General features: G+C 66.8%; 8 protein-coding genes. 3 read left to right on the forward strand and 5 right to left on the reverse strand.

Annotated features, from left to right (window positions below):
- Positions 1 to 68 precede the first annotated feature (68 nt).
- Positions 69 to 1,493 carry a glutamate synthase subunit beta gene (locus tag ACQKLX_RS03055; RefSeq protein ID WP_427359396.1) on the reverse strand — a complete coding sequence of 475 codons (1,425 nt, stop codon included), beginning with the start codon at positions 1,491 to 1,493 and terminating at the stop codon, positions 69 to 71.
- A gap of 20 nt (positions 1,494 to 1,513) precedes the next feature.
- A complete protein-coding gene (gltB, locus tag ACQKLX_RS03060) occupies positions 1,514 to 6,250 on the reverse strand; it encodes a glutamate synthase large subunit (RefSeq protein WP_427359398.1) in 4,737 nt (1,578 codons plus the stop codon).
- A gap of 610 nt (positions 6,251 to 6,860) precedes the next feature.
- On the opposite strand from gltB, the gene ACQKLX_RS03065 reads away from it, so the two are divergent.
- Both ACQKLX_RS03065 and ACQKLX_RS03070 read left to right on the forward strand, forming a co-directional pair.
- A complete protein-coding gene (locus ACQKLX_RS03065; protein WP_427359400.1) occupies positions 6,861 to 7,919 on the forward strand; it encodes a threonine aldolase family protein in 1,059 nt (352 codons plus the stop codon).
- A 102-nt stretch (positions 7,920 to 8,021) separates the two neighbouring features.
- A complete protein-coding gene (locus tag ACQKLX_RS03070; RefSeq protein WP_427359402.1) occupies positions 8,022 to 8,831 on the forward strand; it encodes a hypothetical protein in 810 nt (269 codons plus the stop codon).
- Positions 8,832 to 9,025: 194 nt separating this feature from the next.
- On the opposite strand, the gene ACQKLX_RS03075 is transcribed toward ACQKLX_RS03070, so the two are convergent.
- Positions 9,026 to 9,487 (reverse strand): Hsp20 family protein, encoded by a 462-nt coding sequence (locus ACQKLX_RS03075; RefSeq protein WP_427359404.1) that lies wholly within the window; start codon positions 9,485 to 9,487, stop codon positions 9,026 to 9,028.
- Positions 9,488 to 9,664: 177 nt separating this feature from the next.
- Here ACQKLX_RS03075 and ACQKLX_RS03080 point away from each other — a divergent pair, with 177 nt between their 5' ends.
- A complete protein-coding gene (locus tag ACQKLX_RS03080; protein ID WP_427359406.1) occupies positions 9,665 to 10,735 on the forward strand; it encodes an alpha/beta fold hydrolase in 1,071 nt (356 codons plus the stop codon).
- On the opposite strand, the gene hisN is transcribed toward ACQKLX_RS03080, so the two are convergent.
- Together hisN and ACQKLX_RS03090 are read right to left on the reverse strand one after the other, a co-directional pair.
- Positions 10,640 to 11,422 (reverse strand): histidinol-phosphatase, encoded by a 783-nt coding sequence (gene hisN / locus ACQKLX_RS03085; protein WP_427359408.1) that lies wholly within the window; start codon positions 11,420 to 11,422, stop codon positions 10,640 to 10,642. The two genes, ACQKLX_RS03080 and hisN, sit on opposite strands and share 96 nt — an antisense overlap.
- Before the next feature lie 348 nt (positions 11,423 to 11,770).
- Complete coding sequence (locus ACQKLX_RS03090; protein WP_427359410.1) at positions 11,771 to 12,691, reverse strand: N-formylglutamate amidohydrolase; 921 nt, start codon at positions 12,689 to 12,691, stop codon at positions 11,771 to 11,773.
- Between the last annotated feature and the right edge of the window lie 25 nt (positions 12,692 to 12,716).

Consider the following 12,716-nt stretch of genomic DNA (forward strand, 5'->3'; position numbering starts at 1 on the left):
AGCGGCGGTCCCTCACCCCTGCCCCTCTCCCATCCGGGAGAGGGGTTCCCCGCGTTTGTCTCAATCGCTCAACGCGGCAGGATGGTCTCGCCCATCAGGTGCTTGTCGATCGAGTGCGCCATCTGGCGGCCCTCGCGGATCGCCCAGACCACCAGCGACTGGCCGCGACGCATGTCGCCGGCGGCGAAGACCTTCTCGACCGAGGTCTTGTAGGCCAGCATGTTGGCGTCGACATTGCCGCGCCCGTCGATCTTGACGCCGAGCTTGGCGAGCAGCCCGTCATGCACCGGCGAAACGAAGCCCATGGCGAGCAGGACGAGATCGGCCTTGAGCTGGAACTCGCTGCCCTCGATCGGCTTGAACTGGGCATCGACCTTGGCGCAGTGCAGGGTCTTCACCTTGCCGTTCTCGCCGGTGAACTTGACGGTGCCGACGGCGAAGTCGCGCTCGGCGCCTTCCTCATGGCTGGAGGAGGTCCGCAGCTTCAGCGGCCAGTTCGGCCAGGTCAGCGCCTTGTTCTCCTTCTCCGGTGGCTGCGGCATGATCTCGAGCTGGGTGACCGAGAGCGCGCCCTGGCGGACCGAGGTGCCGATGCAGTCGGAGCCGGTGTCGCCGCCGCCGATGACGACGACATGCTTGCCGCCGGCAAGGATCGGGCGGGCATTGCCCGTGGTGTCCGGCTCGCCGCCATTGCGGCGGTTCTGCTGCGGCAGGAAGTCCATGGCGAACTGGACGCCGTCGAGGTCGCGGCCCTCGATCGGCAGGTCGCGCGGCTTCTCGGCGCCGCCGGTCAGGCCGATCGCGTCGTACTGGGCGAGCAGCTCCTGCGGATCGATGTCGATGCCGACATTGACGCCGTAGTGGAAGACCACGCCTTCGGCCTCCATCTGGGCGACGCGCCGGTCGACATGCGACTTCTCCATCTTGAAGTCGGGGATGCCGTAGCGCAGCAGGCCGCCGGCGCGGCCCTGGCGTTCATAGACATGGACCTCGTGACCGGCGCGGGCGAGCTGCTGGGCGGCGGCGAGGCCGGCCGGGCCGGAGCCGATGATGGCGATCTTCTTGCCTGTCTTCGTCGAAGCCGGCTCGGGCTTGATCCAGCCTTCCTGCCAGCCCTTGTCGACGATCGCGCATTCGATCGACTTGATGGTGACCGGGGTGTCCTCGAGGTTCAGCGTGCACGATGCCTCGCACGGGGCAGGGCAGACGCGGCCGGTGAACTCCGGGAAGTTGTTGGTCGAGTGCAGGTTGGTCAGCGCCTCCTGCCACTTGTCGTTGTAGACGAGGTCGTTCCAGTCGGGGATCTGGTTGTTGACCGGGCAGCCATTGTGACAATACGGGATGCCGCAATTCATGCAGCGCGCCGCCTGGTCGCGGGTCGCCTCCCGGCCGAGCGGGATCACGAACTCCTTGTAGTTCCTGATCCGGTCGGACGCCGGAAGATACTTCCGGTCGCGACGGTCGATCTCGAGAAAACCGGTTACCTTGCCCATCGTCTCATCCGCCTGTTCGATTACTCGGCCGCGACCGAGACGCCGGCCTGGGCCCGCTCGATTTCCAGTAGTGCGCGCCGGTACTCGACCGGCATGACCTTGACGAATTTGGGCAGGTAGTCCGCCCAATTCTCCAGGATCGCCTGCGCCCGCGCCGACCCGGTGTATTTCAGGTGGTTGGCGATTAGCTGGTGCAGGCGCTCGGCGTCGTAGCCGGACATGTTGGCCATGACGTCGATGCGACCCTTGAACTCGAGGTCGCCGCCATGGTGGTAGAGGCGCTGGGTCAGCTCCTCCTCCTCCGGCACCGGCTCGAGATCGACCATGGAGAGGTTGCAGCGCTTGGCGAAGCTCTTGTCCTCGTCGAGGACGTAGGCGATGCCGCCCGACATGCCGGCCGCGAAGTTGCGTCCGGTCTGGCCGAGCACGACGACGACGCCGCCGGTCATGTATTCGCAGCCATGGTCGCCGGTGCCCTCGACCACCGCGATCGCGCCGGAGTTGCGCACCGCGAAGCGCTCGCCGGCGACGCCGCGGAAGTAGCATTCGCCGGAGATCGCGCCGTAGAGCACGGTGTTGCCGACGATGATCGCCTCTTCGGCCAGCGCGCGTGACTTGGCATCGGGCCGGATGATCAGCTTGCCGCCCGACAGGCCCTTGCCGACATAGTCGTTGGCCTGGCCGGTGAGGTCGAGCGTCAGGCCGCCGGCGACCCAGGCGCCGAAGCTCTGGCCGGCGGTCCCGGTGAGCTTCACCGTGATCGTGTCCTCTGGCAGGCCGGCTGAGCCATGCCGCTTGGCGATTTCGCCCGAGAGCATCGCGCCGGTCGAGCGGTCGACATTGCGGATCGCGCTCTCGATCACCACCGGCGCAGCGGTGTCGAGCGAAGCACCGGCCTTGGCGATCAGCGTGCGGTCGAGCACCGACTCGATCGGGTGGACTTGGCGCTCGACATTGCGGATGGCGACGCCCTTGCCGGGCTCCGGCTTGTGGAAGATGCGGGCGAAATCGAGCCCCTTGGCCTTCCAGTGGTCGATCGCCTGCTTCTTGTCGAGCCAGTCGGAGCGCCCGACGAGCTCGTCGAAGCTCTTCACGCCCATCTCCGCCATGATCTCGCGCACGTCCTCTGCGAGGAAGAAGAAGAAGTTGATGACGTGCTCGGGCTGGCCCTTGAAGCGCTTGCGCAGCACCGGATCCTGCGTCGCGACGCCGACCGGGCAGGTGTTGAGATGGCACTTGCGCATCATGATACAGCCGGCGGCGATCAGCGGCGCGGTGGCGAAGCCGAACTCGTCGGCGCCGAGCAGCGCGCCGACGACGATGTCGCGGCCGGTGCGCAGGCCACCGTCGACCTGCAGGGCGATGCGGCCGCGCAGCTTGTTCATCACCAGGATCTGGTGGGTCTCGGCGAGGCCGATCTCCCAGGGCGAGCCGGCATGCTTGATCGAGGTCAGCGGCGAAGCGCCGGTGCCGCCCTCATAGCCGGCGATGGTGATGTGGTCGGCCCGCGCCTTGGCGACGCCGGCGGCGACCGTGCCGACGCCGAGTTCGGAGACGAGCTTGACCGAAACGTCCGCGGCCGGGTTGACGTTCTTCAGGTCGAAGATCAGCTGGGCGAGATCCTCGATCGAATAGATGTCGTGATGCGGCGGCGGCGAGATCAGGCCGACGCCCGGGGTCGAGTGCCGGACCTTGGCGATGCGGGCATCGACCTTGTGGCCCGGCAATTGCCCGCCCTCGCCGGGCTTGGCGCCCTGCGAGACCTTGATCTGCATCATCTGCGAGTTGACGAGGTATTCGGTGGTGACGCCGAAGCGGCCCGAGGCGACCTGCTTGATCGCCGAGCGCATCGAGCGGCCATCAGGCAGCGGCTTGAAGCGCTCCGGCTCCTCGCCGCCCTCGCCGGTGTTCGACTTGCCGCCGATCGCGTTCATGGCCAGCGCCAGCGTCGAATGCGCCTCGTGGCTGATCGAGCCGAAGGACATGGCGCCGGTGGAGAAGCGCTTGACGATCGAGGCCGCGCTCTCGACTTCGTCGAGCGGTACGGGCTGACGGCCGAGCTCCCCGGCCATCTTGACGTGGAACAGGCCGCGGATGGTCGAGAGCTTCTCGCTCTGGTCGTTGACCAGTTCGGAATAGGCCTTGAACTTGTCGCGGGCATTGCCGCGCACGGCGTGCTGGAGCAGCGCGATGTTCTCCGGCGTCCAGGCATGCGCCTCGCCGCGCAGGCGGAAGGCGTATTCGCCACCGATGTCGAGCGCGTCGCGGTAGATCGGCGATTCGCCGAAGGCGTCGCGATGACGGCGCACGCTTTCCTCGGCGATCTCGGCGAGGCCGACGCCCTCGATCGAGGAGATGGTGCCGGTGAAGTACTTGTCGATGAACTCGGTGCGCAGGCCGACGGCGTCGAAGATCTGGGCGCCGCAATAGGACTGATAGGTCGAGATGCCCATCTTCGACATGACCTTGAGCAGGCCCTTGCCGATCGACTTGATGAAGCGCTTGACCACCTCGTAGCGGTCGACCTCCGGCGGGAACTCGCCGGCCTCGAGCAGCGCCTCCATGGTCTCGAAGGCGAGATAGGGGTTGATCGCCTCGGCGCCGAAGCCTGCGAGCAGGGCGAAGTGATGGATCTCGCGCGGCTCGCCGGATTCGATGACGAGGCCGACCGAGGTGCGCAGGCCCTTGCGGATCAGGTGGTGGTGGACCGCTGCCGTCGCCAGCAGCGCCGGGATCGGGATGCGGTCGGGCCCGACCTGCCGGTCGGAGAGGATGATGATGTTGTAGCCGCCGTGGACGGCGGCTTCCGCGCGCTCGCACAGGCGCTCGATCGCGCCTTCCATGCCGCCTGCGCCCTCGCGCGTCGGATAGGTGATGTCGAGGGTCTTGGTGTCGAAGCGGTCCTCGTAGTGACCGATGCAGCGAATCTTCTCGAGATCGTCATTGGTCAGGATCGGTTGGCGCACTTCCAGGCGCTTGCGGCGCGAGGTGCCTTCGAGGTCGAGGATGTTCGGCCGCGGCCCGATGAAGGAGAGGAGGCTCATCACGAGCTCCTCGCGGATCGGGTCGATCGCGGGGTTGGTGACCTGGGCGAAGTTCTGCTTGAAATAGGTGTAGAGCAGCTTCGACTTCGAGGAGAGCGCCGAGATCGGGGTGTCGGTGCCCATCGAGCCGACGGCTTCCTGGCCGGTCACCGCCATCGGCGCCATCAGGAGCTTGGTGTCTTCCTGGGTGTAGCCGAAGGATTGCTGGCGATCGAGCAGGGCGACGTCGGTGCGCGAGGCCCGCGCCTCGACTGGCGGCAGCTCCTCGAGGACGATCTGGGTGCGCTTCAGCCAGTCCTTGTAGGGGTTGGCGAGGCAGAGCGTGCTCTTGATCTCGTCGTCGCCGATGATGCGGCCCTCTTCGAGGTCGATCAGCAGCATCTTGCCGGGCTGGAGCCGCCACTTCTGGACGATCTTCTCCTCCGGGATCGGCAGCACGCCGAATTCCGAGGCGAGCACGACCAGCCCGTCATCGGTGACGAGATAGCGCGCGGGGCGCAGGCCGTTGCGGTCGAGCGTCGCGCCGATCTGGCGGCCGTCGGTGAAGGCGATCGCAGCTGGGCCGTCCCAGGGCTCCATCAGGGCGGCGTGGTATTCGTAGAAGGCGCGCCGGCTCTCGTCCATCAGCGGGTTGCCGGCCCAGGCCTCGGGCACCAGCATCATCATGGCGTGGGCGAGCGAATAGCCGCCCTGGACGAGGAATTCGAGGGCGTTGTCGAAGCAGGCGGTGTCGGACTGGCCCTCATAGGAGATCGGCCAGAGCTTGGAGATGTCGGCGCCGAAGAGATCGGAATCGACTGAAGCCTGGCGAGCCGCCATCCAGTTGACGTTGCCGCGCAGCGTGTTGATCTCGCCGTTATGGGCGACCATCCGGTAGGGGTGGGCGAGGCGCCAGGACGGGAAGGTGTTGGTGGCGAAGCGTTGGTGGACGAGGGCGAGCGCGCTCTCGAAGCGCTCGTCGGTCAGGTCCTTGAAGTAGTCGCCGAGCTGGGTGACCAGCACCATGCCCTTGTAGACGATGGTGCGGCAGGAAAAGGAGACCGGATAATAGGTCGCGGTCGCCCGGTCATGGCGCTTGTAGACCTTGTTCGAGACCGACTTCCGGAGGACATAGACCTGCCGTTCGAACTCGTCCTCGCCGGTGATCTCGGCCGGGCGGCCGACGAAGATCTGGCGATGGCAGGGCTCGGTCTCCTTGACCGCCTCGCCGAGGTCGCTGTTGTCGACCGGCACGTCGCGCCAGCCGAGGAAGATCAACCCTTCCTCCTCGACCGTCTGGGCGACGATCTCCTCACAGACGGCGCGGTTGTCGGCCTCCTGCGGCATGAAGAACTGACCGATAGCGTAATGGCCGGGCTCGGGCAGGTCGATGCCGACCTTGGCGCATTCTTCCTTGAAGAAGCGATGCGGGATCTGGGTGAGGATGCCGCAGCCGTCGCCGAGCTTCGGGTCGGCGCCGACCGCGCCGCGATGGTCGATATTGTGCAGGATCTGCAGGCCCTGCGCGACGATCGCATGGCTCTTGCGGTTCTTCATGTCGGCGATGAAGCCAACGCCGCAGGAGTCCTTCTCATAGGACGGATCGTAGAGGCCCTGGCGCTCCGGCATGGCGGGGTCACGCACCTCCGGAAAACGCTCGACAGCGGTCGTCGTCGTGGTGGCAGCTTTAGCAGTGGTGTTGGCCATCGCGCTCGCCTTCCTGCCTTCGCTCATCGTCACCTCCGCCCATCCGCCTTGGGCTCCGAAGCATCTGCTTGGAAGCCAGCCAAAGTCCACACGGCGTGTCAGCGCCGCTGCCGCGCCGGCCTTGGTCCTTGCCGAGCAAGGATCGGGCCGGTCCGGCTTTAGTCTCGGTTTGCGAAGGTTGCTTGCGCCGGTCTTCTCTTGCGCCCGCGTCCTCCGCAGGCGCCTCGGGCTCTATCTTGCCCTGTCGCGCCTGGTCACGCCGCCGTTTTGCGGGCGGCGCGCGTCGTACGGTTGGCTTTGGCTTTATTCGCCGTACCTCCCGTCATCGTCCGCTCCGTCCGCTCGCGCCAGGGCCTCGGCGAGGCCCACTCTGAAAATGGGACAGCATAGCTGTCCTATTGCCTTGACCTTGCCAGAATTCCAATCTGGGCACAAGCGGCGATTTTGCACTGCGGCGACATTTTATTGCTATCTACATAGACGTCTGGACATTTTCGCATCGTGCGGCCCTGTGAGCCAAGCCGGAAGTTGTCGGTCGCAGGAATCGGGGCTGTTCTGCGTCGCCACCGATTGCGCTGCGGCAGGAGGCTGCTTATCCGTCAGCGACCACTCAGCGCCCGCCGGATATGAGCCTGCCATGAATTTCGTCAGCGACAATCTGGCCGGGGCGAGCGCGCCGGTGATGCAGGCGATGGCGGCCGCCAACGACGGCTTCGCCGCCGCCTATGGCAATGATGCCTGGACGAAGCGGGTCGAGGACCTGTTCGGCGAGTTGTTCGAGCGCGAGGTCGCGGTCTTCCTCGTCACGACCGGCACGGCGGCGAATTCATTGGCCTTGGCGAGCCTGGTCCAGCCCTGGGGCGCGATACTCTGCCATCACGAGGCGCATATCGCTTCCGATGAATGCGGCGCGCCCGAATTCTTCACCGGCGGGGCCAAGATCGTCGGCCTGCCCGGCGATGGCTGCAAGCTCGCGCCGGGGGTCGTAACCGAGCAGCTCGCGCGCATGCGAGCGGGCTCGCTGCACCAGGTGCAGCCACAGATGCTGTCGATCACGCAGGCGACCGAGTGCGGGCTGGTCTACACGCCGGCCGAGATCGCGGCACTGAAGCAGGCGATCGCGTCGCGAAGCCTCAGGCTGCACATGGACGGCGCACGCTTCGCCAATGCGGTTGCGGCGCTCGGCTGCACGCCAGCCGAGATCACCTGGAAGGCGGGCGTCGACGTGCTCTCCTTCGGCGGCACCAAGAACGGTGCCTTTGCCGCCGAGGCGGTGATCGTCTTCGATCCGGCCAATGCCGGTGAGATGCCATGGCGGCGCAAGCGGGCCGGGCACACTTTGTCCAAGGGCCGGCTGATCGGGGCGCAGTTCGAGGGACTGCTGGCCGGCGGCCATTGGCTCGACCTTGCCCGCCACGCCAATGCGATGGCCAAGCGCCTGGCCGATGCGGTCGCGGCTGCGGGCAAGCTCCAGCTGGCCTGGGCCTGCGAGGCGAACGAGGTGTTCCTGGTGCTGCCGCCACAGGCACAGGCCACGCTGGCGGCGCAAGGCGTGCAGTATATCGCCTGGTCGGGCGACGCTTTGCCGGAACGGGAGCAGCTGCAGCCCGGTGAGGTGGTCGGCCGCTTCGTCTGCTCCTTTGCGACGCGGGCAGAAGAGGTCGATCGGCTTGCCGCCGTGCTGGCTGACGTCTGAGCCTCAGAAAGCGCCTGTTTCGCAGCGGATTCACGCCGCAAGCGCGCCGCAATCCTTACCGAGAACTGAAGGCTGCGAATTTCGTCTGACAGAGGACAGACCATGGCAGTCTTCGTTTCGCCCGCCGCCGCGCCGCGTCCCCTGCGCCGCCGCCTGGCCGGCCTCACCGTCCTGGCCGTCATGGCCGGTGCGAGCGGCCCGGCCCTGGCGCAGATCGACGACTATGGCGGCGGCTATGCTCGCTACGGCTATGGCTACGACTATGACGACGGTTACGGCCCGCGCTACGACTATGCGCCGCGCCGGGCGGCGCCGATGCCGCCGCGGACGGTCGAGCGGATCGCCGTGCAGGAGTTCGGCCTGCGCGACGTGCAGCGCACGATGCGGACCCGCTCGGCCATCATCGTCGACGGCCTGGCGGCGAACGGGTCGCGGCTGCGGCTCATCATCGACCGGTTCAGCGGCGAGCTGATCGACCGGATCGTGCTGCAGCCGCCGCCACGGACCGTCAGGCTCGATCCGCGCGAGGAGGAGCGTCCGGCTCAAAAGAAGCTGACGCCGCGTCCGCCGGAGCGGCCGGCGGCGCTGAAGCCGCCCCAGCCGCCAGCGGAGGCGAGCGCGCCGGCGACCACCGTTCCGCCGTCGCCGGCCGTGCCGAAGCCCGATGCACCGGCGGCGAAGCCTGCTGCGGTGCCCTCGGTTGCGCCGAGCGACATCGGCAAGCCGAAGCTCGTCAATCCGCAGGATGTCCGCGGGACCGATGAGCCCGATCGCCTGCCGCCGTTGGCGCGAGCGCATCCGAGCGGCATTCCGGTGCCGGATACGACCTTGCCGCCAGTGCAGATCGAGGACATGAAGACGGCACAGCCCAAGTCGGAAACGGCGATCGCGCCGGTCAATCCGCCGAACTGAGCTCGCGCGGCTCTAGAACGCCGCGCGTCCTACCGGACGCAAAGTGGCGATCTAGCTTTTTGTTTCGGCATCGGATTTCTCCGAAAAGTGGATTCCACTTTTCGGTTCGATGCTCCGGACAAGAAAAGAGCCTCCCGGGCTTCCCAGGGAGGCTCTCCCGCTTCAGGCCGGCGATGGTGTCGCCGAGCTGGAGATTAAGCGGCCTTCTTGGCCTCGATCACCTTCGGCGCGCCGCCGCCGATCGGTATCAGGCGCGGCTTCTTGGCCTCGGGGATCTCGCGGACGAGGTCGATGTGGAGCAGCCCGTTCTCGAGGCTGGCGCCGGTGACCTGAACGTAGTCGGCGAGCTGGAAGCGGCGCTCGAAGGCGCGGGCAGCGATGCCCTGATGCAGGACTTCGCGCTTCTGCTCGTCATCGGCGACTTTCTTCTCGCCGCGGACGGTCAGGGCGTTCTCCTTGCTCTCGATCGAGAGGTCGGCTTCACCGAAACCGGCGACCGCGATCGAGATGCGATAGGCGTTCTCGGCGGTGCGCTCGATATTGTAGGGCGGATAGCTCGGGGCGTTGTCGACGCTGCCGGCCTGGTCGAGCAGCGAGAACAGGCGGTCGAAGCCGACGGTCGAGCGATAGAGCGGGGAAAGATCGTAGGAACGCATGATTGTCCTCCAAAGGAAGCGACATTCGTGTCAGCCCGCCTCGTCATGAGCGCGGGCCAGGTTTGGCTTTGCACAGCCGCTTGACGGCCTGCGCAACAATGATCTGGGTGGCGTTTCCGGCTTTTCAAGAGCCGGGCCCGACGGGCATAACGAGGCCATGAGTCTGCCGGAGCGCCGATGAGCGAGGCCGAATTCTTCCATCAGCCGGATTACCCGGTGCCAGGTCATGGCAAAGTCTGGTTCGCCGCGACCAGCGACGGGGCGCGCCTGCGGCTGGCGAGCTGGCGCCCGAGCGTGCGGCGCGAGAAGGGCACGATTCTCCTCGCGCAGGGACGGGCCGAATTCATCGAGCGCTACAGCGAGACGATCGCCGAACTGCGCCGGCGCGGCTTCCATGTCCTGACCTTCGACTGGCGCGGGCAAGGTGGTTCGCAACGCTTCACCGACAGGAAACGCAAGGGGCATGTCGGCCGCCTCGTGCACTACGAGCGCGACCTCGCTCTCGTCGTGGCGCAGATGCAGGAACGTTTCCCGCCACCCTATTTCGCTCTGACGCATTCGATGGGCGCGGCGCTCTGCCTTGATGCTGCCAGGCGCGAGGCGCTGCCGGTGGCGCGGCTGGTCGCGATCGCGCCGATGCTCGGCATCAGCATGATCGAGAATCCGCGTGGGGCGCGCTGGCTGGCGCGAGTGCTGTACTGGCTCGGCTTCGGCAAGGCCTTCGTGCCCGGCGGCGGCGACACCGCGATCGGGACCAAGCCGTTCGAGGGCAACCGGCTGAGCTCCGATCCGGTCCGCTATGCCCGCAACGCGGCCCTGTCGGCGGCGGCGCGCGAGCTCGCGATCGGCGACCCCAGCGTCGGCTGGATCCATGCCGCCTTCCAATTGATGGACCGGCTCGCCATGCCGCGCGCACCGCTGGAGGTGCGCGTGCCGACGCTTATCATCGCTGCCGGGCAGGATCCTGTCGTGTCGACGCCGGCGATCGAACGCTTCGCGGCGCGGCTCAAGACCGGCTCGGCCCTGGTGCTTCCGACCGCGCGCCACGAGATCCTGATGGAGAGCGACGCGATCCGCGCGCAGTTTTGGGCGGCATTCGACGCCTTCATCCCGGGCGAGGAACTGCCGGACGAAAAAGCCGGCGAATCCGCTTCAGCCGTTGAGCAAAGCGAGGGCGGCCTGGTGCAAGGCCTTGTTGCCGGCGGCGAGGATGGTGCCGCCCTGGGCGGCACTGCCGCCGTCCCATGAGGTGACGATGCCGCCGGCGCCCTCGATGATCGGGATCAGCGCGACGATGTCATAGGGCTTCAGCCCGCTCTCGATGACGAGATCGACATGGCCGGCGGCGAGCATGCAGTAGGCGTAGCAGTCGCAGCCATAGCGGGCCATGCGCACGGCGCTTTCGACGCGGCCATAGGCCGCCTTCTGCCCCTCCACGAAGAGATGCGGGCTGGTGGTCATCAGAGTCGCCTCGGCGAGGTTCGTGACCTGGCGCGTATGCAGCGTGCGCGGGCCGTTCGGCCCCTCATAGCGCGCCATGCGGCCGTCGCCGGAATAGCGCTCGCCGGTGAAGGGCTGGTTCATCATGCCGTAGACCGGAACGCCCTTGCGGGTCAGCCCGATCAGCGTGCCCCAGACCGGGATGCCGGAGATGAAGGCGCGGGTGCCGTCGATCGGGTCGAGCACCCAGACATAGTCGGCATCGGCATTCTCGGAGCCGAATTCCTCGCCGAGGATGCCATGGGCCGGGAAGGTGCGCTTGATCAGGTTGCGCATCACGTCCTCGCCGGCGCGATCGCCCTCGGTGACCGGGTCGAAGACGCCGCCGCCGGATTTGTCCTCGGTGGTGTGCCGGGCGCGAAAGAAGGGCAGGATCGCCTGCCCCGACAAGGTTGCTAGCTGGGAGACGAATTCCGTGAAATCGACCGCGCTCATCAGGGTTCCCTTGGCTGCATCCGCCGCTTTCATGCTGTGCGGCGGGCGGGAAGACAAGCGTCGCGGGCTGGAGTCCGATCAGGCCAGGACAGTTCAGCTTCATTCAGTTCTGCAAAATCGGACGAACTGCGGATAATGCGTCGTCTGTCATGCAAATTTTGCATGGCTGGATTTGCGTTTGGACTTGCGTTTTTGCAGCGCAATGCGCTATTGTGCACTGCGAAGGGGAGATGACCTCAAACCTTCGTTGCCCTCCTTGGGCGTTTCCTCCCTAGACTTCGGGCCGCCACGAAAGTGCGCGGCCCTCTTTCTTTTGCATCCCAGGGAGTTGGCGGCGTTCGGAGGTCCTTACTCCGCCGCCTGGCGCCAGTCGTCACTCCAGCCGCTCCAGCGCGCGAAGCACTCGGCCATGGCGGCGCTGATCACCTGCTGAAGCGCCGGGAACCCGCTGTTCGGCTCGAGCGTCGCCTCGTTCATGTAAAGGCCGCGGCTGACCTCGATCTGCAAGGCATGGACGCCGGAACCAGGCGCGCCGTAATGCTCGGTGATGAAGCCACCGGCATAGGGGCGGTTGCGGGTCACGGTCAGCCCGGCGCGCGTGAACGCTTCTTCGGCCGCATCCACCACGAAGCTCGCGGCACTGGTGCCGAAGCGGTCGCCGAGGATGATGTCAGCCTTGGCGATGCCGTCACGGTCGAGCCCGGTCGACGGCATGGAATGGGCATCGACCAGGATGCAGCTGCCGAAGCTGGCCTGGGTGCGGTTCACCAGATGGCGCAGGCCGGCATGATAGGGCCGGTAGAGCTCCTCGATCCGGCTGAGCGCGCTCTCGACCGGGATGCGGCCCGAATAGATCTCATAGGCTTCGCCGACGATGCGCGGGATGGTGCCGAGCCCGCCGGCGACGCGCAGCGAGCGGGTGTTGGCGAAGCCGGGCAGGCGGCCGTCGAACATGCGCGGGTCGAGCTCATAGGGCTCGCGATTGGCGTCGAGGAAGGCGCGCGGGAACTCGGCGACGAGCAGGGGCGCGCCGAGCGCGACCGCATGGGAGAAGAGCAGGTCGACATAAGCGTCCTCCGAGCGGCGCAGCGCCCGCAGCGGCAGGCGCGAGCCCTCGACGAAGGCGCGCGGATAGCGCCGCCCGGCATGCGGCACGTCGACGATGACGGGAACGACCTGCAGCGCCGGCTGATGGAGCGTGAACGGCCGTTCGATCTCGGCGATCACGTCGTCCGGGCGAGGAAAGGAGAAACTGGGTGTCGGCGTCATGTCGCCGGACTCAAGCACAAAGCCG

It is taken from the genome of Allobosea sp. NPDC003192 (assembly GCF_050275675.1).
Lineage (GTDB): Bacteria > Pseudomonadota > Alphaproteobacteria > Rhizobiales > Beijerinckiaceae > Allobosea.

What these genes read in the sequence shown, in the direction of transcription:
- ACQKLX_RS03065 (WP_427359400.1), top strand. Translation starts at nt 6,861, where the DNA reads ATGAATTTCGTCAGCGACAATCTGGCCGGGGCGAGCGCGCCGGTGATG.
- gltB (WP_427359398.1), bottom strand. Translation starts at nt 6,250, where the DNA reads ATGAGCGAAGGCAGGAAGGCGAGCGCGATGGCCAACACCACTGCTAAA.
- ACQKLX_RS03075 (WP_427359404.1), bottom strand. Translation starts at nt 9,487, where the DNA reads ATGCGTTCCTACGATCTTTCCCCGCTCTATCGCTCGACCGTCGGCTTC.
- ACQKLX_RS03080 (WP_427359406.1), top strand. Translation starts at nt 9,665, where the DNA reads ATGAGCGAGGCCGAATTCTTCCATCAGCCGGATTACCCGGTGCCAGGT.
- hisN (WP_427359408.1), bottom strand. Translation starts at nt 11,422, where the DNA reads ATGAGCGCGGTCGATTTCACGGAATTCGTCTCCCAGCTAGCAACCTTG.
- ACQKLX_RS03090 (WP_427359410.1), bottom strand. Translation starts at nt 12,691, where the DNA reads ATGACGCCGACACCCAGTTTCTCCTTTCCTCGCCCGGACGACGTGATC.
- ACQKLX_RS03055 (WP_427359396.1), bottom strand. Translation starts at nt 1,493, where the DNA reads ATGGGCAAGGTAACCGGTTTTCTCGAGATCGACCGTCGCGACCGGAAG.
- ACQKLX_RS03070 (WP_427359402.1), top strand. Translation starts at nt 8,022, where the DNA reads ATGGCAGTCTTCGTTTCGCCCGCCGCCGCGCCGCGTCCCCTGCGCCGC.